At 72.3% G+C, this 22,071-nt stretch carries 20 protein-coding genes and 3 pseudogenes; 21 read left to right on the forward strand and 2 right to left on the reverse strand.

Annotated elements, in window-relative coordinates; translation table 11 throughout:
* Window positions 1-2: 2 nt before the first annotated feature.
* The 10 genes and pseudogenes from BUS84_RS34715 to BUS84_RS34750 all read left to right on the forward strand — a co-directional run bounded on the left by BUS84_RS34715 (window position 3) and on the right by BUS84_RS34750 (window position 8,232).
* Complete coding sequence (locus BUS84_RS34715; protein ID WP_074318557.1) at window positions 3-308, forward strand: hypothetical protein; 306 nt, start codon at window positions 3-5, stop codon at window positions 306-308.
* Window positions 305-2,983 carry an alanine--tRNA ligase gene (gene alaS, locus BUS84_RS34720; protein WP_074318558.1) on the forward strand — a complete coding sequence of 893 codons (2,679 nt, stop codon included), beginning with the start codon at window positions 305-307 and terminating at the stop codon, window positions 2,981-2,983. Before BUS84_RS34715 ends, alaS begins: the two co-directional genes overlap by 4 nt.
* 72 nt (window positions 2,984-3,055) lie before the next feature.
* Window positions 3,056-3,514: a Holliday junction resolvase RuvX gene (gene ruvX, locus BUS84_RS34725; protein ID WP_074318559.1), complete on the forward strand. Its 459-nt coding sequence runs from the start codon at window positions 3,056-3,058 to the stop codon at window positions 3,512-3,514.
* Window positions 3,514-4,710, forward strand: a complete 1,197-nt coding sequence (mltG, locus tag BUS84_RS34730) for an endolytic transglycosylase MltG (RefSeq protein WP_074318560.1) — start codon at window positions 3,514-3,516, stop codon at window positions 4,708-4,710. The genes ruvX and mltG overlap by 1 nt, the downstream gene beginning before the upstream one ends.
* Window positions 4,710-5,534, forward strand: a complete 825-nt coding sequence (locus BUS84_RS34735) for a shikimate dehydrogenase (RefSeq protein ID WP_074318561.1) — start codon at window positions 4,710-4,712, stop codon at window positions 5,532-5,534. The genes mltG and BUS84_RS34735 overlap by 1 nt, the downstream gene beginning before the upstream one ends.
* 20 nt (window positions 5,535-5,554) lie before the next feature.
* Window positions 5,555-5,872, forward strand: a pseudogene (locus BUS84_RS40380) (hypothetical protein); the annotation flags it as partial.
* Window positions 5,873-5,878: 6 nt separating this feature from the next.
* A pseudogene (locus tag BUS84_RS36885) lies at window positions 5,879-5,980 on the forward strand (UDP-N-acetylglucosamine--LPS N-acetylglucosamine transferase); the annotation flags it as partial.
* Between the two features lie 4 nt (window positions 5,981-5,984).
* Window positions 5,985-6,434: pseudogene (locus tag BUS84_RS41385) on the forward strand (hypothetical protein); the annotation flags it as partial.
* Between the two features lie 116 nt (window positions 6,435-6,550).
* On the forward strand, window positions 6,551-7,729 hold the full coding sequence (gene aroC / locus BUS84_RS34745) for a chorismate synthase (RefSeq protein ID WP_074319343.1): 1,179 nt from the start codon (window positions 6,551-6,553) through the stop codon (window positions 7,727-7,729).
* Complete coding sequence (locus tag BUS84_RS34750; protein WP_074318562.1) at window positions 7,729-8,232, forward strand: shikimate kinase; 504 nt, start codon at window positions 7,729-7,731, stop codon at window positions 8,230-8,232. The genes aroC and BUS84_RS34750 overlap by 1 nt, the downstream gene beginning before the upstream one ends.
* A 91-nt stretch (window positions 8,233-8,323) precedes the next feature.
* Here the strand turns inward: BUS84_RS34750 and BUS84_RS34755 are convergent, their stop codons facing one another.
* Window positions 8,324-9,052, reverse strand: a complete 729-nt coding sequence (locus tag BUS84_RS34755; RefSeq protein WP_074318563.1) for an alpha/beta fold hydrolase — start codon at window positions 9,050-9,052, stop codon at window positions 8,324-8,326.
* 79 nt (window positions 9,053-9,131) lie between these two features.
* On the opposite strand from BUS84_RS34755, the gene BUS84_RS34760 reads away from it, so the two are divergent.
* The 5 genes from BUS84_RS34760 to nusB all read left to right on the forward strand — a co-directional run bounded on the left by BUS84_RS34760 (window position 9,132) and on the right by nusB (window position 12,720).
* Complete coding sequence (locus tag BUS84_RS34760) at window positions 9,132-10,130, forward strand: helix-turn-helix transcriptional regulator (protein ID WP_074318564.1); 999 nt, start codon at window positions 9,132-9,134, stop codon at window positions 10,128-10,130.
* A gap of 10 nt (window positions 10,131-10,140) precedes the next feature.
* Window positions 10,141-11,220: a 3-dehydroquinate synthase gene (aroB, locus tag BUS84_RS34765; RefSeq protein ID WP_074318565.1), complete on the forward strand. Its 1,080-nt coding sequence runs from the start codon at window positions 10,141-10,143 to the stop codon at window positions 11,218-11,220.
* On the forward strand, window positions 11,217-11,642 hold the full coding sequence (gene aroQ, locus BUS84_RS34770; RefSeq protein WP_074318566.1) for a type II 3-dehydroquinate dehydratase: 426 nt from the start codon (window positions 11,217-11,219) through the stop codon (window positions 11,640-11,642). The genes aroB and aroQ overlap by 4 nt, the downstream gene beginning before the upstream one ends.
* Before the next feature lie 86 nt (window positions 11,643-11,728).
* A complete protein-coding gene (efp, locus tag BUS84_RS34775) occupies window positions 11,729-12,286 on the forward strand; it encodes an elongation factor P (RefSeq protein ID WP_074318567.1) in 558 nt (185 codons plus the stop codon).
* 23 nt (window positions 12,287-12,309) lie between these two features.
* Window positions 12,310-12,720, forward strand: coding sequence for a transcription antitermination factor NusB (gene nusB, locus BUS84_RS34780; RefSeq protein ID WP_172899150.1), 411 nt, complete (start codon window positions 12,310-12,312; stop codon window positions 12,718-12,720).
* A gap of 75 nt (window positions 12,721-12,795) precedes the next feature.
* Here nusB and bldD read toward each other — a convergent pair whose 3' ends face one another.
* Window positions 12,796-13,284, reverse strand: a complete 489-nt coding sequence (gene bldD, locus BUS84_RS34785) for a transcriptional regulator BldD (RefSeq protein WP_007458348.1) — start codon at window positions 13,282-13,284, stop codon at window positions 12,796-12,798.
* Between the two features lie 288 nt (window positions 13,285-13,572).
* Between bldD and pyrR the strand changes: the two genes are divergently transcribed.
* From pyrR to BUS84_RS34815, 6 genes are read left to right on the forward strand one after another with little or no spacing between them, the layout of a single operon-like run.
* A complete protein-coding gene (gene pyrR, locus BUS84_RS34790; RefSeq protein WP_074318569.1) occupies window positions 13,573-14,157 on the forward strand; it encodes a bifunctional pyr operon transcriptional regulator/uracil phosphoribosyltransferase PyrR in 585 nt (194 codons plus the stop codon).
* Window positions 14,154-15,080 (forward strand): aspartate carbamoyltransferase catalytic subunit, encoded by a 927-nt coding sequence (locus tag BUS84_RS34795; RefSeq protein WP_074318570.1) that lies wholly within the window; start codon window positions 14,154-14,156, stop codon window positions 15,078-15,080. Before pyrR ends, BUS84_RS34795 begins: the two co-directional genes overlap by 4 nt.
* Complete coding sequence (locus tag BUS84_RS34800; protein WP_074318571.1) at window positions 15,077-16,354, forward strand: dihydroorotase; 1,278 nt, start codon at window positions 15,077-15,079, stop codon at window positions 16,352-16,354. Before BUS84_RS34795 ends, BUS84_RS34800 begins: the two co-directional genes overlap by 4 nt.
* Window positions 16,354-17,517, forward strand: coding sequence for a glutamine-hydrolyzing carbamoyl-phosphate synthase small subunit (gene carA / locus BUS84_RS34805; protein ID WP_074318572.1), 1,164 nt, complete (start codon window positions 16,354-16,356; stop codon window positions 17,515-17,517). The genes BUS84_RS34800 and carA overlap by 1 nt, the downstream gene beginning before the upstream one ends.
* Window positions 17,510-20,902: a carbamoyl-phosphate synthase large subunit gene (gene carB, locus BUS84_RS34810; protein WP_074318573.1), complete on the forward strand. Its 3,393-nt coding sequence runs from the start codon at window positions 17,510-17,512 to the stop codon at window positions 20,900-20,902. The genes carA and carB overlap by 8 nt, the downstream gene beginning before the upstream one ends.
* Window positions 20,899-21,975, forward strand: a complete 1,077-nt coding sequence (locus tag BUS84_RS34815; RefSeq protein WP_244298823.1) for a quinone-dependent dihydroorotate dehydrogenase — start codon at window positions 20,899-20,901, stop codon at window positions 21,973-21,975. The genes carB and BUS84_RS34815 overlap by 4 nt, the downstream gene beginning before the upstream one ends.
* Window positions 21,976-22,071: the final 96 nt, after the last annotated feature.

The following is a 22,071-nucleotide window of genomic DNA, read 5'->3' on the forward strand; positions in this document are numbered from 1 at the left end:
ACATGAGGCGCTTGTTCTGGCTCGGCATCGGTCTGGCCGTCGGCGTGGTGGTGGTCCGCAAGGCGACCCGGACCGCGCAGGCGTACACCCCGGCTGGCATCGCCAGCACGTTGTCGGAATCCGCTGGCGGGCTGGTCGAATCGCTGCGTAGCTTCGTGGAGGACGTCCGGATCGGGATGGCCGAGCGCGAGCAGGAGATCCACCAGGCGTTCGCCCAGGGCGAGGCGTTCGACGACCAGTTCGCCGAGTTGCGGGAGGACCCGCGCATCGGCGATCGAGAAATCTTTCCGGAGGAACACCAGCGATGAAGACGGCGGAGATCAAGCGGCGGTACCTCGCGCACTTCGAGGCGAAAGGCCACGCCGTGGTGCCGTCCGCTCCGCTGCCCGCCATCAGCGACCCGAACCTGTTGTTCGTCAACGCCGGTATGGTGCAGTTCGTCCCCTACTTCCTGGGCCAGCAGGCCGCGCCGTACCGGCGGGCGGTCAGCGTGCAGAAGTGCATCCGCACCCCGGACATCGACGAGGTCGGCAAGACCAGCCGGCACGGCACGTTCTTCCAGATGAACGGCAACTTCTCCTTCGGTGACTACTTCAAGGAGGGGGCGATCCCGCTCGCCTGGGAGCTGATCACCAAGCCGCAGGACCAGGGCGGGTACGGCCTCGACCCGGAGCGGATCTGGCCGAGCATCTATCTCGACGACGACGAGGCGTTCGAGATCTGGCGTTCGATCGGCGTGCCGGCCGAGCGGATCGTGCGCCGGGGCAAGGCGGACAACTTCTGGTCGATGGGCATTCCCGGGCCGTGCGGCCCGTCCTCCGAGCTGTTCTACGACCGGGGCCCGGAGTACGGCCGGGAGGGCGGCCCGGCGGTGGACGAGGACCGCTACATGGAGTTCTGGAACCTCGTCTTCATGCAGTTCGAGCGGGGTCCGGGCACCACCAAGGACGACTACCCGATCCTGGGTGACCTGCCGGCGAAGAACATCGACACCGGCATGGGCCTGGAGCGGATGGCCTCGATCCTGCAGGGCGTCGACAACCTCTACGAGATCGACGAGGTCCGGCCGATCCTGGACCGGGCGGCCGAGCTCACGGGCAAGCGCTACGGCGCGCACTCCGGCCACGTGGCCAGCGAGTCGCACCCGGACGACGTCCGGCTGCGGGTGATCGCCGACCACGTGCGGACCGCGCTGATGCTGATCGGCGACGGCGTGACCCCGAGCAACGAGGGGCGCGGCTACGTGCTGCGCCGGATCATGCGCCGGGCGATCCGGTCGATCCGGCTGCTCGGCTGGCAGGACCGGGCGCTGCCCGAGCTGCTGCCGGTGGCGCGGGACTGCATGTCGCCGTCGTACCCGGAGCTGGCGACCGACTTCGACCGCATCGCGCAGTACGCGTACGCCGAGGAGGAAGCCTTCCTGTCCACGCTGCGCGCCGGCACCACGATCCTGGACACGGCGATCGCCGAGACCCGCACCGCGGGCGGCACGGCGCTGTCCGGGGCGAAGGCGTTCCAGCTGCACGACACGTACGGCTTCCCGATCGACCTGACCCTGGAAATCGCCGCGGAGCAGGGCCTTCGCGTCGACGACGAGGGCTTCCGCCGGCTGATGGCCGACCAGCGGACCCGGGCGAAGGCGGACGCGCAGGCCCGTAAGACCGGGCACACCGACGTGTCGGCGTACCGGTCGGTGCTCGACTCGGACGGCCCGGTGACGTTCACCGGCTACAGCGAGGTGGCTCGCGAGTCGCGGGTGCGGGCGCTGCTCGGCGCGGACGGCCCGCGCCAGGCGGCGACCGAGGGCGACACCATCGAGCTGGTGCTCGACACGACCCCGTTCTACGCCGAGGGCGGTGGCCAGCAACCCGACCAGGGCATGATCACCGTGGGTGGTGGTCAGGTCGAGGTGTTCGATGTGCAGCAGCCGGTGCCCGGCCTGATCGTGCACCGGGCCCGGGTTGTCCGGGGTGAGGTGCGGGCCGGCGAGACCGGCTTCGCGGAGATCGACACCACCCGGCGACGGGCGATCTCCCGGTCGCACACGGCAACCCACCTGGTGCACCAGACCATGCGCAACTTCCTCGGCGACTCGGCCACCCAGGCTGGTTCGCTGAACGCGCCTGGCCGCCTGCGGTTCGACTTCAACACCCCGACCGGAGTGTCGCCGAGCGTGCTGCACGACGTGGAGCAGCAGGTCAACGAGGTGCTCCTGGCCGACCTGGAGGTGCACGCCTTCATCACCTCGCTGGACGAGGCGCGTCGGATCGGGGCGATGGCGCTCTTCGGCGAGAAGTACGGCGAGGAGGTGCGGGTCGTCGAGGTGGGCGACTACGCCCGGGAGCTGTGCGGCGGCACGCACGTGGCCCGCTCGGCCCAGCTCGGCCTGGTGAAGATCCTTTCCGAGTCGTCGATCGGCTCCGGCGTCCGTCGGGTCGAGGCGCTGGTCGGCATGGACGCCTTCGGCTTCCTGGCCCGCGAGCACCTGCTGGTCTCCCGGCTGGCCGAGCTGTACCGGGTGCCGAACGACCAGGTCGCCGACCGGGTGGAGCAGACCGTCACCCAGCTCCGGGACGCGGAGAAGGAGCTGGAGAAGCTGCGCGCCCAGCTGGTACTGGGTGGGGCGGCTGCGCTCGCTGCTCAGGCCAAGGACGTGCGCGGGGTCGCGTACGTGGGCACCGAGGCGCCGGAGGGCGCGGCCGGCAACGATGTGCGGACGCTGGCTCAGGAGATCCGCGGCAAGATCGACCCGGCGCGGCCGGCGGTGGTCGCGGTGGCGGCTCGCGCGAACGGCAAGGCGTCTCTGGTGGTGGCGGTCAACCAGGCCGCCCGCGCTCGGGGCCTGGCCGCGTCGGATCTGGTGAAGGCGGCGTTCTCCGGGCGCGGCGGGGGCAGCCCCGATCTGGCCCAGGGTGGCGGCCTGCCGGCGGCTGAGGCACCGAACCTGTTGCTGACCGTCGAGAAGGCGGTCACCGAGGCGTGATGGACCACCATCTTCGACCAGGGCGGGCCGATTGGTCCGCCCTGGTTCGTCCATTCCCAGGGGTGACGGTCGGTGACTGAGCTGACGCGCGGGGTGCGGATCGGAGTGGATGTCGGGCAGGTCCGGGTGGGGGTGTCCCGCTCGGATCCGGACGGGGTGCTGGCAGTCCCGCTGGTGACCCTGGCCCGCGACCTCACCGCGGCGCCGGACGCGGTGCCGAGCGACATCGCCGAGCTGGCAGCGCTGGTGGTGGAGCACGAGGCCGTCCAGGTTGTCGTCGGTCTTCCGGTCAATCTCGCCGGGAAGCATGGACCCGCGGCTGTCCATGTGAAGGCGTACGCTGACCGACTGGTCGATGTGATAGCGCCCGTCCCGGTAGCGCTCACTGACGAGAGGATGTCGACCGTGGTCGCTTCTCGTAGGCTTGCCGAGCGTGGCGTTCGGGGCAAGCGTCAACGTGCGGTTGTCGACCAGGCGGCCGCGGTGGAGATCCTGCAGAGCTGGCTGGACGCGCAGCGGAGGCGGACGTAATGATCGACGATCTGGATCTTGGGTTCGACGAGGCGGAGCGGGGGGAGAAGGGCCGGCACCGGCGTGGCTTCGTCCGCAAGCGCAAGGGCGGCGGGTCCGGGGGCCGGGGCAAGACGTTCCTGGCCCTGCTGCTGGCCCTGTTCCTGCTGGGCGGCATCGGTGGTGGCGCCTTCTACGGCTTCGACCGGATCCAGAACTACTTCGTCACCCCGGACTACGACGGCGCCGGTACCGGTGAGATCACCGTCGAGATCAAGCAGGGCGCGCTGCTCGCCGACATGGCCGACGCGCTGGTCGCCGCCGACGTGGTCAAGAGCCACAAGGCGTTCATCGAGGCCGCCGAGGCGAACTCGCGCAGCAAGAACATCCAGCCGGGCACGTACAAGCTGCGCAAGCAGATGAGCGGCGCGAGCGCCGTCACCGCGATGCTCGACCTGAAGAACAAGATCGTCAACGGGCTGACCATCCCCGAGGGTCGCACCAGCTTCAACATCTACAAGCTGCTCTCCGAGAAGACCAAGATCCCGGTCAAGGACTTCCAGGCCGCGGCGAAGGACCCGGAGGCACTCGGCGTCCCGGAGTGGTGGTTCAAGCGCGACGACGGCAAGAAGGTCGTCAAGTCCGTCGAGGGCTTCCTCTTCCCGGACACGTACGAGATCCCACCCAAGGCCACCGCGGAGAGCATCCTCAAGCTGATGGTGGACAACTTCCTCTCCGTGACCGGGGAGATGAAGTTCGCCGACCGGGTGCAGAAGGAACGCAAGGTCAGCCCGTACGAGGCGCTGATCGTGTCCTCGCTGGCCCAGGCCGAGGCAGGCAACAAGGACGACCTGGGCAAGGTCGCCCGGGTGGCCTACAACCGGGTGTACGGCGAGTTCAACTGCAACTGCCTGGAGATGGACGTCACGGTTAACTACTACCTTGAGTCGATCGGCAAACCGACCAAGACCTCCGCGCAGATGACGGCGGCCGAGCTGGACGACCCGAAGAACCCGTACAACCGTAAGCTGCCGGGCCTGATCCCCACACCGATCAACAACCCGGGGAAGCAGGCGCTGGAGGGGGCGATGGCCCCGCCGCCGGGCAAGTGGCTCTACTTCGTGGCGATCGACAAGGAGGGCCACTCGGCCTTCGCCGAGACGTACGAGGGCCACCAGCGCAACGAGGCCAAGGCCAGGGAGGCCGGCATCATCTGATGGCGCTCCGACGACGGGCCGCGGTGCTGGGCAAGCCGATCGCGCACTCCCTCTCCCCGGTGATCCACACCGCCGGGTACGAGGCGGCCGGGCTGGCCGGGTGGTCGTACACCCGCATCGAGTGCGCGGCGGCGGAGCTGCCGGACCTGGTCGCCGGCCTCGGCCCGGAATGGGCCGGGCTGTCGGTGACCATGCCAGGCAAGGAGGCGGCGCTCGCGGTCGCCGCGGAGGCCTCGCCGGTCGCCCTCGCCGTCGGCGCGGCCAACACGCTGGTACGCCGCCCCGACGGCTCCTGGTACGCGGACAACACCGACGTCGCCGGCATGGTCGAGGTGCTGACCGGCGCCGGGGTACGCCCCGGGGCGACATTGACCGTGCTCGGCGCGGGCGCGACCGCGCGGGCGGCGCTGGCCGCCGCGGCCCGGCTGGCGGCCGGCCGGGTGATCGTGGTGGCCCGCCGCGCCGACGCGGTCGACGACCTGCGGCCGGTGGCCGACGCCCTCGACCTGGCGCTGTCCGGCGCCGACTGGTCCGACGCCGCCCGGTACGCCGGCGCCGACGTGGTGGTCTCCACCGTGCCGAAGGGGGTCGCCGATCCGCTCGCCGGCGCGGTGGCGTGGCGACCGGGCACCGTCCTCTTCGACGCGCTCTACGACCCGTGGCCCACCCCGCTGGCGGCGGCCGCCGACGCGGCCGGCTGCCGCATCGTCTCCGGGCTGGATCTGCTGCTGGCCCAAGCGGTCGGGCAGTTCGAGCAGTTCACCGGCGTGGCCGCGCCGAGAGCGGCGATGGCCGCCGCGCTGGCAGCGGCGCGCACCGACTGACCCGAGGCGTCTCTTAGTCCTGGGCCGACCAGGTGGTCGCGGTGATCGAGCCGCTGCCACCGGCGGTACGCGGGGTGCTGTCCGACGATCCGCCCCGGATCGCGGCGCTGCTCGCCGTGGCCCGGCGCGGTGGCCCGGCCACGCCGCTCCGACCGCTGGCCGGGTCGACCTTCCTGGCCCGGTTGGCCGCACGGGCCGCGCGGGCCGCCGCCACCGGGCCGGCCGGTGCCCGGCTGGTCGCCGCGTTGGCCCGCTGGCACGGCGTCACCGTAGTGGAGTTTGGGCACTGGCACGGCGACTGGGTGCCGTGGAACCTCGGCCAGCACGCCGGCCGGCTGGGCACCGCGGTGGTCACCACCGGCGCCGGGGTGGCCGTGCCGTTCGTGGTGCTGGCCCGACTGCGGCGCATACCGACCGTCTACATCGAGGTCTACGACCGGATCGACGCTTGACGATTCGCTGGCCGAGTCGGCCGGCCCGGACCGCACGGTCCGGGTGATCGGCAACGGGCGCGCGCCGGGCTGGCCGGGGCCCGCAACAGCGGCACCCTAGCCGCCGGCGGCGAGCTGATCGTCTTCTGCGACGACGAGTGGCTGCCCGGCCAGCGGTGGTCCTACTTCGCGCGGCGCTGGGACACCATCTCCGAGGCGTTGCAGTGGCTGCTGCAGCGCTACCCGGAGTTCGACACCCAGCCGGCCGGCGAGGCCCGGGTCACCGGGCAGATCGCCTTCGCCCGGGCCCCCTCCGGCGACCGGCGGGGCGCGCTGCGCCGGGCCCGGCGGGCACTGCGTCGCAACCCCCGGGAGCCGCGCGCCTACCTGGCGCTGGCGGTCGCAGGGCGGTTGGTCCGGGTCGACGCGGGTGCTGCGCACCCTGCACAAACGCGGCCGAGGGATCTGAGCCGAGGCGCCGACGTCCGGGTGACCGGGCGTCGGCGTGCCGGCGGCGGCGTCCGTAGGACGGGACGCGGCGGGCACCGCACCGGGGCAATGACCCGGCGTGACACACTGACCGCTGTGTTGCGCTGGTTGACTGCAGGTGAATCGCACGGTCCCGCCCTTGTCGCGCTGCTGGAGGGGGTGCCGGCCGGCATCGAGGTGAGCACCACCGAGATCGCCGACGAGCTGGCCCGCCGGCGTCTGGGCTATGGCCGTGGCGCCCGGATGTCGTTCGAGCGGGACGAGGTCGAGGTGCTCGGCGGCCTGCGGCACGGCGTCACCCTCGGCAGCCCGGTGGCGATCCGGGTGGGCAACTCCGAGTGGCCGAAGTGGCGCACGGTGATGGCCGCCGACCCGGTGGACCCCGACGAGCTCGCCCGGCAGGCCCGCAACGCACCGCTGACCCGCCCCCGGCCGGGCCACGCCGACCTGGCCGGAATGCAGAAGTACGGTCACACCGACGCCCGGCCGATCCTGGAGCGGGCCAGCGCCCGGGAGACCGCCGCCCGGGTGGCCGTCGGCACGGTAGCCAAGGCGCTGATCCGGCAGGCGCTCGGCATCGAGATCGTCTCGCACGTCGTCGAGCTGGGTCCGGTCGCCGCGAAGTCCGGTCTGCGCCCGAGCCCGCGGGACGCCGCCCGGATCGACGCCGACCCGCTGCGCTGCCTCGACCCGGAGGCCAGCGCCCTGATGGTCGCCGAGGTCGACGCCGCGAAGAAGGCGGCGGACACCCTCGGCGGCGTGGTCGAGGTGCTGGCGTACGGGGTGCCGCCGGGGCTGGGCAGCCACGTGCAGTGGGACCGCAAACTCGACGCGCGGCTGGCCACCGCGCTGATGTCGATCCAGGCGATCAAGGGCGTGGAGATCGGTGACGGCTGGCAGCAGGCGCGGTCCCGTGGCTCCGAGGCGCACGACGAGATCATCCCGTCGGCGACCGGCGTCCGCCGGGTCACCGACCGGGCCGGCGGGCTCGAGGGTGGCATCACCACCGGTGAGCCGCTGCGGGTCCGTGCCGCGATGAAGCCGATCTCGTCGCTGAACCGTGCCCTGGCCACTGTGGACGTCACGACCGGCGAGCCAGCCACGGCGATCAACCAGCGTTCGGACGTCTGCGCGGTGCCCGCCGCCGCGGTGGTCGCCGAGGCGATGGTCGCGCTGGTGCTGGCCGAGGCGGCCACCGAGAAGTTCGGCGGGGACTCGGTCGCCGAGATCCGCCGCAACGTGGCCGGCTACCTCGACGCCCTGGTCATCCGCTGATGGCGCCGGTCGTCGTCCTGGTCGGGGCGCCCGGCTGTGGCAAGAGCACCGTGGGGGAGGCGCTCGCCACGGCACTCGGGGTAGAGTTCCGCGACACGGACACCGACATCGAGCGGATGGCCGGCAAGCCCATCCCGGAGATCTTCATCGACGAGGGTGAGGCGCACTTCCGTACCCTCGAACGGGCCGCGGTGGCCGCGGCGCTGGCTGCCAGCCCGGGGGTGCTCGCCCTCGGCGGCGGCGCGGTGCTGGCCGAGGAGACCCGGGCCGCCCTGGTCGGGCACCGGGTGGTGCACCTCTCGGTCGAGCTGCCCGACGCGGTGAAGCGGGTCGGGCTGGGCGCCGGCCGCCCGCTGCTGGCGATCAACCCGCGGGCCACCCTCAAGCACCTGATGGACCAGCGCCGGCCGCTCTACGCCGAGGTGGCCACCGCGACGGTGGCCACCGACGGTCGGGCCCCGGAGGAGATCGTCGCCGAGATCGTCGCGCTGCTGCCCCGCTGACGCCGGCCCGGCCGGTGAGATACCGGCCGGGCGGCGGGCGGGGCGGTCGTCGACGACGTTGTGGACGGCCGCCGAAGCCGGTGGGCCTTTCTCAGCCTCGGGCGGCGGCGTCGAGCACGTCGGCCAGTGCCTTCGGCTCGCTGAGCATCGGCCAGTGCCCGGTCGGCAGCTCGAACAGCTGGCCACCGGCCAACCCGGTGAAGAACGGGTGCCCCTCGTCGATCATCTGCCGCACCATCGCTAGCGGGAAGGTGCTGGCGACCAGCGCGGTCGGGACCGGGCGACCGCCGGTGCGTCGCACCGGGTCGGTGGCGGCCCGCAGCGGCTGCGGGGTGGCCCGGGCGCGCAGCAGGGCGAGCGTCTGTTCGTCCAGCCCGGCCAGGTTGGTCGGGTCGGCAGCCTGGTCGAAGGCCGGTGGTGGCAGCAGGTGGCCGGTGCCGATCGCGGCCCGAAGGTGCTCCTGCTCCTCCGGCGGCACGGTGTCGAACTGCGCGACGCCGTCCGGCAGCGGCCCGCTCTCCACGTAGACCACCCGGGCGATCCGGTCCGGGATGCGGTCCGCCGCCTGGGCGACCGGCATTCCGCCGCCGGAGTGCCCGACCAGCAGCACCTCGCGCAGGTCCTCGACCTCGATCAGCCGGACGATGTCGGCGGTGTGCGTCTCCAGGCCGACCTCCGGCCCGGCCAGGTGGTCCCGCTCGGCCAGCCCGGTCAGCGTCATCGGGTACACCTCGTGCCCCTGCGCTCGCAGCGTCGAGGTCACCTCCCGCCACGCCCAGGCACCCAACCAGAACCCCGGAACCAGCACGAACGTCGCCATCTGTAGCTCCTTCTCTCGGTTACCGGATGACCGTACGATCGAAACCGGACAGAAACCGCCCGGTTTTGAGGAGTGGTCCGTGTCACATTCCGCCGGCCGCGTGCTGGCCCTGCTCGAACTACTGCAGACCCGGCACCGGTCGACGGCCGTCGAGCTCGCGGGCCGGCTCGGCGTCGACGAGCGGACCGTGCGCCGGTACGCGGCCACCCTCGTCGAGCTGGGCATCCCCGTCATCGCCGACCGGGGCCGATACGGCGGCTACCGGCTGCACCCCGGGTACAAGCTGCCGCCGCTGATGCTCACCGACGACGAGGCGGTGGCCGTGCTGCTCGGCCTGGTCGTCGCCGAACGGGTCGGGCTGGCCACCGAGCTGCCGGCCACCGCCACCGCGCTGGCGAAGATCCGCCGGGTGCTGCCGGCGGCGCTCGCCGACCGGCTGACCGCCGTGCAGGAACACCTCGGCTTCACCCTGCGGCGCACGGAGCCGGAGCGCGGCCCGGCGTCCGGCACCCTGCTCACCCTGGCCGCGGCAGCCCGGCACCGGCAGCGGGTGGCGCTGGACTACCGCTCCTGGCGGGGTGAGCAGTCGCACCGTGAGCTCGACCCGTACGGGCTGGTCTTCCACGCCGGCCGCTGGTACGTCACCGGCCACGACCACCGGCGCGGGGAGGTCCGCACCTTCCGGCTGGACCGGATCGACGCCGTGACGCCCGGCGTGGCGACGTTCACCGTGCCGGACGGCTTCGACCCGGTGGCCCGGGTGACCCGGTCGCTGGCCGGCGTGCCCTACACGCACGAGGTCGAGGTGCTGCTGGAGATCGACCTGGTCGCCGCCCGACGTCGCGTCCCGCCCAGCGTGGCCGAGCTGACCGACACCACCGACGGGGTGCTGCTGCGGGCCCGGGTGGAGAGCCTGCCCGGTATGGCCGCGCTGCTCGCCGGGCTGGGCTGCGCGTTCACCGTGCGGCACCCGGACGCTTTGCGCACCGCGGTGGCCGAGCACGCGCGCCTGCTGGCGGACTGGGCCGCCCGGCCAGCAGGTGGGCAGACACTGTCACCGCGCCGCCCGCTGGACTAGGCTGCCGGCGATGGACGAGGTGACCCGGATCCCGGTCGGCGGCGAACGGCCGTACGACGTGCTGGTCGGACGCGACCTGTTGGACACGCTGCCCGGGCTGCTGCCCGGCGCGACCCGGGCGGCGGTGCTGCACGCGCCTCCGCTCAAGGGGCTCGCCGACGCGCTCGGCGAGCGGCTGCGCGCGGCCGGCGTCGAGCCGCTGCCGATCGAGGTGCCCGACGCCGAGGCGGGCAAGCAGATCGACGTGGCCGCCGCCTGCTGGGACCGGCTCGGCGCGGCCGGCTTCACCCGTACCGATGCGGTGGTCGGTGTCGGCGGCGGCGCGGTGACCGACCTGGCCGGGTTCGTGGCGGCCTGCTGGCTGCGCGGGGTGCGCTGGGTGCCGGTGGCCACCTCACTGCTGGGCATGGTGGACGCCGCGGTCGGCGGCAAGACCGGCATCAACACCGCCGCCGGCAAGAACCTGGTGGGCTCGTTCCACCCGCCGGTCGGCATGCTGGCCGACCTGGCCACCCTGGACAGCCTGCCCGCGGTCGACCTGGCGGCCGGGCTGGCCGAGGTGGTCAAGTGCGGATTCATCGCCGATCCGGCGATCCTGGATCTGGTCGAGCGTGAGCCGGCGGCTGCCACCGACCCGCGCGGTGCGGTCACCCGGGAGCTGATCGAGCGGGCGATCCGGGTCAAGGCCGACGTGGTCTCCGGTGACCTGCGGGAGTCGGGCCTGCGGGAGGTGCTCAACTACGGCCACACGCTGGCGCACGCGATCGAGCAGGTCGAGGGCTACCGCTGGCGGCACGGCCATGCCGTCGCCGTCGGCCTGGTGTACGCCGCCGCGCTGGCCCGGCTCGCCGGCCGGCTGGACGGGCCGACCGCCGACCGGCACCGGGTCGTCCTGGCCGCGCTCGGCCTGCCGGTGAGCTACCCGGCCGACGCCTGGTCGCAGTTGCTGGCCGTGATGCGGGTGGACAAGAAGGCCCGGGGCAGCCGGCTGCGGTTCGTGGTGCTGGACGGGCTGGCCCGCCCGGCGATGCTCGAGGGCCCGGACGACGCGCTGCTCGAAGCCGCCTACCGGGAGGTGGCCACCGGGTGAAGGTGTACGTGTTGAACGGGCCGAACCTGGGCCGGCTGGGCACCCGCGAGCCCGCGGTGTACGGCGCGACCAGCTACGCCGACCTGGTGGCGCTCTGCGAGCGGACCGGCCGGGAGCTGGGGCTCGACGTGACGGTCCGGCAGACCGACGCCGAGCACGAGCTGCTCGGCTGGCTGCACGCCGCCGCCGACGAGGGCGCCGCGGTGGTGCTCAACCCGGCCGCCTGGTCGCACTACTCGTACGCCGTGCGGGACGCCTGCGCCATGCTGCGCGGGCCGTTGGTCGAGGTGCACATCTCCAACATCCACGCCCGCGAGGAGTTCCGGCACCACTCGGTGATCTCCGCGGTGGCGACCGGGGTGATCTGCGGGCTCGGCATCGACGGTTACCGACTCGCCCTGCACCACCTGGCCGCCCGCTGAGGCAGCGTCCCGAGCGGGGGCCGGACGATTCGACGCAGCTAGTAGACTCTGAGGGTCTGTCCGCCAATTGATGATCAAGGCAGGAAATGGCCTCCACCAACGACCTCAAAAACGGCCTGGTACTCAACCTCGACGGCGAGCTCTGGGCTGTCGTCGAGTTCCAGCACGTCAAGCCCGGTAAGGGTGGTGCGTTCGTGCGCACCACGCTGAAGAACGTGCTGTCCGGGAAGGTGGTCGACAAGACCTTCAACGCGGGCACCAAGGTCGAGACCGCGACCGTGGACAAGCGCACGATGCAGTACCTGTACGCCGACGGCGAGGACTACGTCTTCATGGATCTGGAGACTTTCGACCAGATCACCGTCCCCGGCGGCACGGTCGGCGAGGCGGCCAACTACCTCCTCCCCGAGGCCGAGGCGACCGTCGCCACGCACGAGGGCGTCCCGCTCTACATCGAGCTGCCCACCAGCGTGGTGCTGGAGGTCACCTACACCGAGCCGGGTCTGCAGGGCGACCGGTCGACCGGCGGCAACAAGCCGGCCACCGTCGAGACCGGCGCGACCGTGCAGGTGCCGCTGTTCATCACCACCGGCGAGAAGATCAAGGTCGACACGCGCGACGGCCGTTACCTCGGCCGCTCCTGATGGCGGAGGGTCCCAAGCAGCAGATGCCGGCGCGCCGCAAGGCGCGCAAGCGGGCGCTGGACGTCCTCTACGAGGCCGACCTTCGGGACCGGCCCCCGGTCGAGGTGCTCGCCGGCTACGTGCAGCGGATCGAGCAGCCCCGACCGGAGCACCTGGGCTACGCGGTGGGCCTGGTCGAGGGGGTCGCCGAGCACCTCAACCGGATCGACGAGCTGATCGCCAGCTACGCCGAGGGCTGGACGCTGGAGCGGATGCCGGTGGTGGACCGCAACCTGGCCCGGATCGCGGTCTACGAGTTGCTCTACGTCGACGAGATCGACGACGCGGTGGCGATCAGCGAGGCTGTGGAGCTGGCCCGTCAGATGTCCACCGACGACTCGCCGCGCTTCCTCAACGGCATCCTCGGCCGGATCGCCGAGTACGCCACCCGCTGAGCGCATCCGCTCAGCGCCCGTACCACGAAAAGGGCCCGTGCCGGATGGCACGGGCCCTTTCGGTGGTTCGGTGGTTCAGGAGGCGAAGAACGCCCGGGGGTCGGCGACCAGCACACCGTGCTCGGTGAGCCGCTCGATCAGACCCGACGGCGAGGCGTCGTAGACGATCGCGAGCGCCCGCAGGTCGTCGGCGCGGATGGAGAGCACCCGACCGTTGTAGTCGCCGCGCTGCTGCTGGATGGCGCGGGCGTAGCGGGCGACGTAGGCCAGGTCCTCGGAGGCCTCGTCGTAGAGCCGCTCCAGGTCCAGGACAATCTTGCTGGTGGGCTCGTGACGGACCCCGCTGCCGTCGGGCAGCAGCTCCGAGACGGGGACACGGTAGAACTCGGCAAGCTCGGCCAGGCGGGACACCGTCACGGCACGGTCGCCGCGCTCGTACGACCCGACCACCACGGCCTTCCACCGCCCGTTCGACTTCTCCTCCACGCCCTGCAGGGAGAGACCCTGCTGTTGGCGGATGGAGCGCAGGCGGGCGCCCAGAGACTTGGCGTATTCAGAGGGCATTCGGACACTCCCAGTGCTGCTCGGGGTTCTCCCGTCGATCGCTACGGAGCGTGACGGTACGGGGAATGCGACACCTGGTCAAGTGGTCGTGACCCTACCGTTGGGGAGCACCGGGGGAGTTATCCCCATTTCGTCGGGCTGATCCGCTGGTCAGCGGCCGCCGTCCATCGGCCCGGTGACCACTGGTAACGTGGCGTGAAGCCCCGGCCCAGGTCCGCCCGCGGATCGGCCGGAGGTGCCCGACATCCTTTAACGACCCGTCCCGTGAGGCGGGGAAGGAGGTCCGCCGTGGCATACCCACCGGCTGCCCGCTCGTCACCACCGCGACAACCCTCGGTGAAGGTGATCCTCGCCAGCGCCGACGTGCAACGCGTGGTCGACCGCATCGCCCACCAGATCCTGGAGAAGACCCAGGGCGCCGCCGAGACGGTGCTGCTGGGGATTCCCACCCGGGGCGCCCCCCTCGCCCGGCGGCTCGCCGCCCGGATCAGCACCTTCGAGGACGTCGCCGTCCCGGTCGGTGTGCTCGACATCACCCTGTACCGCGACGACCTGCGCCGGCACGCCACCCGCGCGGTCGGCCCGACCGAGCTGCCGCCCGGCGGCATCGACGGCAAGCGGGTCATCCTCGTCGACGACGTGCTCTTCTCCGGCCGCACCGTCCGGGCCGCGCTCGACGCGCTCAACGACCTGGGCCGTCCGGCGTCCGTGCAGCTCGCCGTCCTGGTCGACCGCGGCCACCGGGAGCTGCCGATCCGCGCCGACTACGTCGGCAAGAACATCCCGACCTCGCTCGCCGAGAGCGTCAAGGTGACGCTCGCCGAGACCGACGGGACGGACGAGGTCAAGTTGTACGGGGGGACCACCTCATGATCAAGCACCTGCTCTCCGGCGCGGACCTGGACGCCGACACCGCCACCGAGATCCTGGACACCGCCGCCGAGATGGCCACGGTCGCCGGCCGCGAGATCAAGAAGCTGCCCGCGCTGCGCGGCCGGACGGTGGTGAACCTCTTCTACGAGGACTCGACCCGCACCCGGATCTCCTTCGAGGCGGCCGCGAAGCGGCTCAGCGCCGACGTGATCAACTTTTCCGCGAAGGGTTCCAGCGTCACCAAGGGCGAGAGCCTGAAGGACACCGCGCTGACCCTGCAGGCCATGGGTGCCGACGCGGTGGTCGTCCGGCACCCCGCCTCCGGCGCGCCGCACCGGCTGGCGAACTGGGTGGACGGGTCGGTGGTCAACGCCGGTGACGGCACCCACGAGCACCCCACCCAGGCGTTGCTGGACGCGTACACCATGCGGTCCCGGCTGGGCCGGCTGGCCGGCCTGTCGGTCGCGGTGGTCGGGGACGTGCTGCACTCCCGGGTGGCCCGCTCCAACGTGCTACTGCTTTCCACCCTCGGCGCCAAGGTCACCCTGGTCGGCCCGCCCACCCTCATCCCGGTGGACATCGCCGCGGCGCTCGCCCCCGGCACCGACGTCTCCTACGACCTCGACTCCGTGCTGCCCAACGTGGACGTGGTGATGATGCTGCGGGTGCAGCGGGAGCGGATGAACGACTCCTACTTCCCTTCGGCCCGCGAGTACGCCCGCCGCTACGGCCTGGACGGGCCGCGGATGCGCCGGCTGCCCGAGCACGCGATCGTCATGCACCCCGGTCCCATGAACCGGGGGATGGAGATCACCCCCGAGGTGGCCGACTCGCCCCGCTCCACCATCGTCGAACAGGTCACCAACGGGGTCTCCGTGCGGATGGCTGTTCTTTACCTGCTGCTCGGAGGGAACAACCGGTGACCGCGTACCTGATCACCAGCGTGAGCGTCGTCGGCGCCGCACCGACCGACCTGCTGATCCGCGACGGTGTGGTCGCCGAGGTCGGCCCGGGACTGTCCGCGCCGGACGCCACCGTCGTCGACGGCACCGGGCTGGTCGCCCTGCCCGGCCTTGTCGACCTGCACACCCACCTGCGCGAGCCCGGCCGGGAGGACGCCGAGACCGTCGAGTCCGGTTCCCGGGCGGCGGCGCTGGGCGGCTACACCGCGGTCTGCGCGATGGCCAACACCTCCCCGGTCGCGGACACCGCCGGCGTGGTCGAGCAGGTCTGGCGGCTCGGCCGAGAGGCCGGGCTGGTCGACGTGCAGCCGATCGGCGCCGTCACCGTCGGGCTGGCCGGCGAGCGCCTCGCCGAACTCGGCGCGATGGCCGACTCCGCGGCCCGGGTGCGGATCTTCTCCGACGACGGGCACTGCGTCGCCGACCCGAAGCTGATGCGCCGGGCCCTGGAGTACGTCAAGGCGTTCGACGGGATTATCGCCCAGCACGCCGAGGAGCCCCGGCTCACCGAGGGCGCCCAGATGCACGAGGGTGAGGTCTCCACCCGGCTCGGGCTGATCGGGTGGCCGGCCGTCGCCGAGGAGGCGATCATCGCCCGGGACGTGCTGCTCGCCGAGCACGTGGGCAGCCGGCTGCACGTCTGCCACGTCTCCACGGCCGGCAGCGTCGAGGTGCTGCGCCACGCCAAGGCGCGCGGGGTGCGGGTCACCGCCGAGGTCACCCCGCACCACCTGCTGCTCACCGACGAGCGGGCGGAGACCTACGACCCGGTCTTCAAGGTCAACCCGCCGCTGCGCACCGCCGCGGACGTCGCCGCCCTGCGTGCCGCGCTCGCCGACGGGGTGCTCGACGTGATCGCCACCGACCACGCCCCGCACGCCGTGGAGGACAAGGAGTGCGAGTGGGCGTACGCCCGGCCGGGGATGCTCGGCCTGGAGACGGCGCTCTCCATCGCGCTGGACGTGCTCGGCCCGCAGTGGGATCTGATCGCCGAGCGGATGTCCCGCGTCCCGGCCCGGATCGCCGGGCTGGCCGGGCATGGCGTCGACCCGGCGCCCGGTGTGCCGGCCAACCTGACCCTGATCGACCCGGCCGCCCGCCGCACCATCGAGCCGGCGGAGCTGGCCAGTCGCAGTCGCAACACCCCGTACGCCCGCATGACGCTGCCGGGTCGCATCGTGGCGACCTTCCTGCGTGGCGAGCCGACGGTCCTGGACGGAAAGGCAGTCAAGTAATGGCCAAGCGCAGGCCCGCGATCCTCGTGCTCGAGGACGGGCGCACGTTCCCCGGCGAGGCGTACGGCAGCGTCGGGGAGACGTTCGGCGAGGCGGTCTTCACCACCGGCATGACCGGCTACCAGGAGACCCTCACCGACCCGTCCTACCACCGGCAGGTGGTGGTGCAGACCGCGCCGCACATCGGCAACACGGGCGTCAACGGCGAGGACGACGAGTCCGGTCGCATCTGGGTGGCCGGGTACGTGGTGCGCGACCCGGCCCGCATCGGCTCGAACTGGCGGGCCACCGGCAGCCTCGAGGACCGGCTCGCCACCGAGGGCGTGGTCGGCATCAGCGGGGTGGACACCCGCGCGCTGACCCGGCACCTGCGCGAGCGGGGCGCCATGCGGGTGGGCATCTCCAGCGTGGACAACGACCCGCAGAGCCTGCTGGCCCGGGTCCGGCAGGCCCCGCAGATGGTCGGCGCGGACCTCTCCACCGAGGTGACCACCCCCGAGCCGTACGTCGTCGAGGCGGTCGGCGAGCACCGGTTCACCGTGGCCGCGCTGGATCTCGGTATCAAGCGCAACGTCCCGCGCCGGCTCGCCGCCCGCGGGGTGACCACCCACGTGCTGCCGGCGGGGTCGAACATCGACGACCTGCTCGCCACCGGCGCCGACGCGATCTTCCTGTCGCCCGGCCCCGGCGACCCGGCCACCGCCGACGGGCCGGTGGCGCTGGCCCGGGAGGCGCTGCAGCGGCGGGTGCCGCTGTTCGGCATCTGCTTCGGCAGCCAGATCCTCGGCCGGGCGCTCGGCTTCGGCACCTACAAGCTCGGCTACGGCCACCGGGGAATCAACCAGCCGGTGCTCGACCGGGTCACCGGCAAGGTCGAGGTGACCAGCCACAACCACGGCTTCGCGGTCGAGGTGCCCGGCGCGGGGCACGGCGCGGTGGTCCCCGATCAGGTGATCGACACCGACTTCGGTGGTGTCCGGGTGTCACACGTCTGCCTCAATGACAACGTCGTCGAGGGGCTGCGGGCCGTGGACGTGCCCGCCTTCACCGTTCAGTACCACCCGGAGGCGGCGGCCGGCCCGCACGACGCGGACTACCTCTTCGACCGCTTCGCCGAGCTCATCGAGGGCCGGACCCACAGCGAGGGGCGCACGAATGCCTAAGCGGACCGATCTCAAGCACATCCTGGTGATCGGCTCCGGTCCGATCGTCATCGGGCAGGCCTGCGAGTTCGACTACTCCGGCACCCAGGCCTGCCGGGTGCTGCGCAGCGAGGGGATCCGGGTCAGCCTGGTCAACTCCAACCCGGCGACCATCATGACCGACCCGGAGTTCGCCGACGCCACGTACGTCGAGCCGATCACCCCGGAATTCGTGGAGCTGGTCATCGCCAAGGAGCGCCCGGACGCCATCCTGGCCACCCTCGGCGGGCAGACCGCGCTGAACACCGCGGTCGCCCTGCACGAGGCCGGCGTGCTGGACAAGTACGGCGTGGAGCTGATCGGCGCGAACATCGACGCGATCAACCGGGGCGAGGACCGCCAACTGTTCAAGGAGATCGTGGCCAAGGCCGGCGTCCGCCTCGGCGTCGACGACCCGGCCGCGCTGGTGCCCCGCTCCCGGGTCTGCCACTCGATGGACGAGGTCGAGGCGACCGTCGCCGAGCTGGGCCTGCCGGTGGTGATCCGGCCGTCGTTCACGATGGGCGGCCTGGGCTCCGGTATGGCGCACACCCCGGAGGACCTGGCCCGCATCGCCGGCGACGGCCTGTCCGCCAGCCCGGTGCACGAGGTGCTCATCGAGGAGAGCGTGCTCGGCTGGAAGGAGTACGAGCTCGAGCTGATGCGCGACCGGCACGACAACGTGGTGGTGGTCTGCTCGATCGAGAACGTCGACCCGATGGGCGTGCACACCGGCGACAGCGTCACCGTGGCCCCAGCCATGACGCTCACCGACCGGGAGTACCAGCGCCTGCGTGACCTGGGCATCGCGGTGCTGCGCGAGGTCGGGGTCGACACCGGCGGCTGCAACATCCAGTTCGCGGTCAACCCGGCCGACGGCCGGATCGTCGTGATCGAGATGAACCCCCGGGTGTCGCGGTCCTCGGCACTGGCGTCCAAGGCGACCGGCTTCCCGATCGCCAAAATCGCGGCCAAGCTGGCGATCGGCTACACCCTCGACGAGATTCCCAACGACATCACGTTGAAGACCCCGGCGGCGTTCGAGCCGACCCTGGACTACGTGGTGGTGAAGATCCCCCGGTTCGCGTTCGAGAAGTTCCCCGGCGCGGACCCGGAGCTGACCACCACGATGAAGTCGGTCGGCGAGGCGATGAGCCTCGGGCGCAACTTCAGCGAGGCGCTGAACAAGGCGATGCGCTCGATGGAGACCAAGGAAGCCGGCTTCTGGACGGTGCCGGACCCAGCCGGCGCCACCAGGGAGAACACCCTCGCCGCGCTGCGGATCCCGCACGACGGCCGGCTGTACACCGTCGAGCGGGCGCTGCGCCTCGGCGCGTCGATCGCCGAGGTCACCGCGGCCTCGGGTGGGATCGACCCGTGGTTCCTGGACCAGATCGCCGCGCTGGTCGAGTTGCGCGCGGAGATCGTGGACGCACCGGTGCTCGACGCCGAACTGCTGCGCCGGGCCAAGCGGGCCGGCCTGTCCGACCGGCAGCTCGCCGCCCTGCGGCCGGAGCTGGCCGCCGAGGACGGCGTGCGAACGCTGCGGCACCGCCTCGACGTGCGCCCGGTCTACAAGACCGTGGACACCTGCGCGGCCGAGTTCGAGGCGACCACCCCGTACCACTACTCGACGTACGACTCCGAGACCGAGGTCGTGCCGTCGGATCGGCCGAAGGTGCTGATCCTGGGCTCCGGGCCGAACCGAATCGGGCAGGGCATCGAGTTCGACTACTCGTGCGTGCACGCGGTCCAGGCGCTGCGGAGCGCGCCGATCGGCGGAGCCGCCGCGTCCGGTCCCGGTGCCGCGGGCACCGGCTACGAGACGGTCATGGTCAACTGCAACCCGGAGACGGTCTCCACCGACTACGACACCGCCGACCGGCTCTACTTCGAGCCGCTGACCTTCGAGGACGTGCTGGAGGTCTGGCACGCCGAGGACTCCTCCGGCCGGGCGGCCGGCGGGCCGGGCGTGGTCGGTGTGATCGTGCAGCTGGGCGGGCAGACCCCGCTGGGGCTGGCGCAGCGGCTCAAGAACGCCGGGGTGCCGGTGGTCGGCACCTCCCCGGAGTCGATCCACCTGGCCGAGGAGCGGGGCGCGTTCGGCGCGGTGCTGGCCCGGGCCGGGCTGCGCGCGCCGGCGCACGGCATGGCCACCTCCTACGACGAGGCCAAGACGATCGCCGACGAGATCGGCTACCCGGTGCTGGTCCGGCCGTCGTACGTGCTGGGCGGGCGGGGCATGGAGATCGTCTACGACGACCCGACGCTGCGCGACTACATCGGACGGGCCACCGACATCTCCCCGGACCACCCGGTGCTGGTGGACCGCTTCCTCGACGACGCCATCGAGATCGACGTGGACGCGCTGTGCGACGCCGACGGCGAGGTCTACATCGGCGGGGTGATGGAGCACATCGAGGAGGCCGGTATCCACTCCGGCGACTCGTCCTGCGCGCTGCCGCCGATCACGCTGGCCGGTTCGCACCTGGCCGAGGTCCGCCGTTACACCGAGGCGATCGCCCGCGGTGTCGGCGTCCGCGGCCTGCTCAACGTGCAGTACGCGCTCAAGGACGACGTGCTCTACGTGCTGGAGGCCAACCCGCGGGCGTCGCGGACGGTCCCGTTCGTCTCCAAGGCGACCGCGGTGCCGCTGGCCAAGGCGGCGGCCCGGATCGCGCTCGGGGCGAGCATCGCCGAGCTGCGCGCCGAGGGTCTGCTCCCGGCCAACGGGGACGGCGGCACGATGCCCGCCGACGCGCCGATCGCGGTGAAGGAGGCGGTGCTGCCGTTCAAGCGCTTCCGCACCCGATCGGGCAAGGGGATCGACTCGCTGCTCGGGCCGGAGATGAAGTCGACCGGCGAGGTGATGGGCATCGACACCAACTTCGGGCACGCCTTCGCCAAGAGCCAGTCGGCCGCGTACGGCTCGCTGCCGACCGCCGGGAAGATCTTCGTCTCGGTGGCCAACCGGGACAAGCGCGGCATGATCTTCCCGATCAAGCGCCTGGCTGATCTCGGCTTCGAGATCGTCGCGACCACCGGCACGGCCGAGGTGCTGCGCCGGCACGGCATCGCCTGCGAGCAGATCCGCAAGCACTACCAGGCTGGCGAGGGGGACGACGCGGTGTCCCTGATCCTGGGCGGCGCCGTGGCGCTGGTGATCAACACGCCGCAGGGTTCGGGTGCCAGCGCCCGCTCGGACGGCTACGAGATCCGCAGCGCCGCGGTCACCGCGGACATCCCCTGCATCACCACGGTCCCCGGTGCCGCCGCCGCGGTGATGGGCATCGAGGCCAGGATCCGCGGCGACATGCAGGTCCGTCCCCTCCAGGATCTGCACGCCACCCTCCGGGCCGCCCAGTGACCCTGTTCGAGCGGGCGGTGCGGCCCTGGCTGTTCCGGATCGGGAACGGGGACGCGGAGGCGGCGCACGAGTGGACGTTGCGGCGGTTGACCGCGCTGTCCCGGCGGCCGGCCGCACTGGCGGCGCTGCGTGCCCGGTACGCGGCCCGGGCGCCGCGCACGGTGTTCGGTGTCGAGTTCCCCAACCCGGTCGGTTTGGCCGCCGGGATGGACAAGGACGGGGCGGCGTTGCCGGCCTGGCCGGCGCTCGGCTTCGGTTTCGTCGAGGTCGGCACGGTCACCGCGCACGCCCAGCCGGGCAACCCCCGGCCGCGGCTGTTCCGGCTGCCGGCCAGCGAGGCGGTGGTCAACCGGATGGGCTTCAACAACGCCGGCGCCGCCGCGCTGGCCGCCCGGCTGGCCGCGCTGCCGCGCCCGATCGGCGTACCGCTGGGCATCTCGCTGGGCAAGTCCAAGGTGACCCCGCTCGACGAGGCGGTCGAGGACTACCTCGCCTCGTACCGGGCGCTGCGCGGGCACGGCGACTACTTCGCGGTGAACGTCTCCTCACCGAACACCCCGGGGCTGCGCTCGTTGCAGGACCGCGCGCACCTGGACGCGCTGCTCGCCGCGCTGGTCGGGGAGAAGCCGGTACTGGTCAAGATCGCCCCTGATCTGACCGAGGCGGCGATCGCCGAGCTGCTGGAGGTCTGCCTGGCCCGGGGTGCGGCCGGGGTGATCGCCACCAACACCACCCTGGCCCGGGACGGTCTCGCCCCGGTGGACGCCGAGCGCGGCGCTCAGGCCGGCGGCCTCTCCGGCCGGCCGCTCACCGGCCGGGCGAGAGAGGTGGTCGCCTTCGTGCACCGGGAGACCGGCGGCCGACTACCGATCATCGGGGTCGGCGGTGTGCTGGACCCGGACGACGCGGCACGGATGTTCGACGCCGGCGCCGCCCTGGTGCAGCTCTACACCGGCTTCATCTACCGAGGCCCATCCCTGGTCCGCGCCATAACCCGCACCACCCCCACCCCCACCGTTCCCCCCGCCCCCGCCCCCGCCCCCGCCACCGACCCCCGCCCCGCGTCGATCTAGGGCAGATCGTCGTGATCGGAGGTCCAGTAGCGACAAGCTGCCCTAGATCGGCGCGGGGCGGGCGACGGGGAGAGGGCGGGAGCGGGCGGGCGAGGG

The organism is Micromonospora cremea, from assembly GCF_900143515.1.
In the GTDB taxonomy this organism is placed as follows: domain Bacteria; phylum Actinomycetota; class Actinomycetes; order Mycobacteriales; family Micromonosporaceae; genus Micromonospora; species Micromonospora cremea.

Bases quoted from the DNA above. Each gene is read 5' to 3' on its own strand.
- BUS84_RS34715 (WP_074318557.1), top strand. From the start codon at position 3: ATGAGGCGCTTGTTCTGGCTCGGCATCGGTCTGGCCGTCGGCGTGGTG.
- alaS (WP_074318558.1), top strand. From the start codon at position 305: ATGAAGACGGCGGAGATCAAGCGGCGGTACCTCGCGCACTTCGAGGCG.
- mltG (WP_074318560.1), top strand. From the start codon at position 3,514: ATGATCGACGATCTGGATCTTGGGTTCGACGAGGCGGAGCGGGGGGAG.
- BUS84_RS34735 (WP_074318561.1), top strand. From the start codon at position 4,710: ATGGCGCTCCGACGACGGGCCGCGGTGCTGGGCAAGCCGATCGCGCAC.
- BUS84_RS34750 (WP_074318562.1), top strand. From the start codon at position 7,729: ATGGCGCCGGTCGTCGTCCTGGTCGGGGCGCCCGGCTGTGGCAAGAGC.
- BUS84_RS34755 (WP_074318563.1), bottom strand. From the start codon at position 9,052: ATGGCGACGTTCGTGCTGGTTCCGGGGTTCTGGTTGGGTGCCTGGGCG.
- aroB (WP_074318565.1), top strand. From the start codon at position 10,141: ATGGACGAGGTGACCCGGATCCCGGTCGGCGGCGAACGGCCGTACGAC.
- efp (WP_074318567.1), top strand. From the start codon at position 11,729: ATGGCCTCCACCAACGACCTCAAAAACGGCCTGGTACTCAACCTCGAC.
- nusB (WP_172899150.1), top strand. From the start codon at position 12,310: ATGCCGGCGCGCCGCAAGGCGCGCAAGCGGGCGCTGGACGTCCTCTAC.
- bldD (WP_007458348.1), bottom strand. From the start codon at position 13,284: ATGCCCTCTGAATACGCCAAGTCTCTGGGCGCCCGCCTGCGCTCCATC.
- BUS84_RS34795 (WP_074318570.1), top strand. From the start codon at position 14,154: ATGATCAAGCACCTGCTCTCCGGCGCGGACCTGGACGCCGACACCGCC.
- carA (WP_074318572.1), top strand. From the start codon at position 16,354: ATGGCCAAGCGCAGGCCCGCGATCCTCGTGCTCGAGGACGGGCGCACG.
- carB (WP_074318573.1), top strand. From the start codon at position 17,510: ATGCCTAAGCGGACCGATCTCAAGCACATCCTGGTGATCGGCTCCGGT.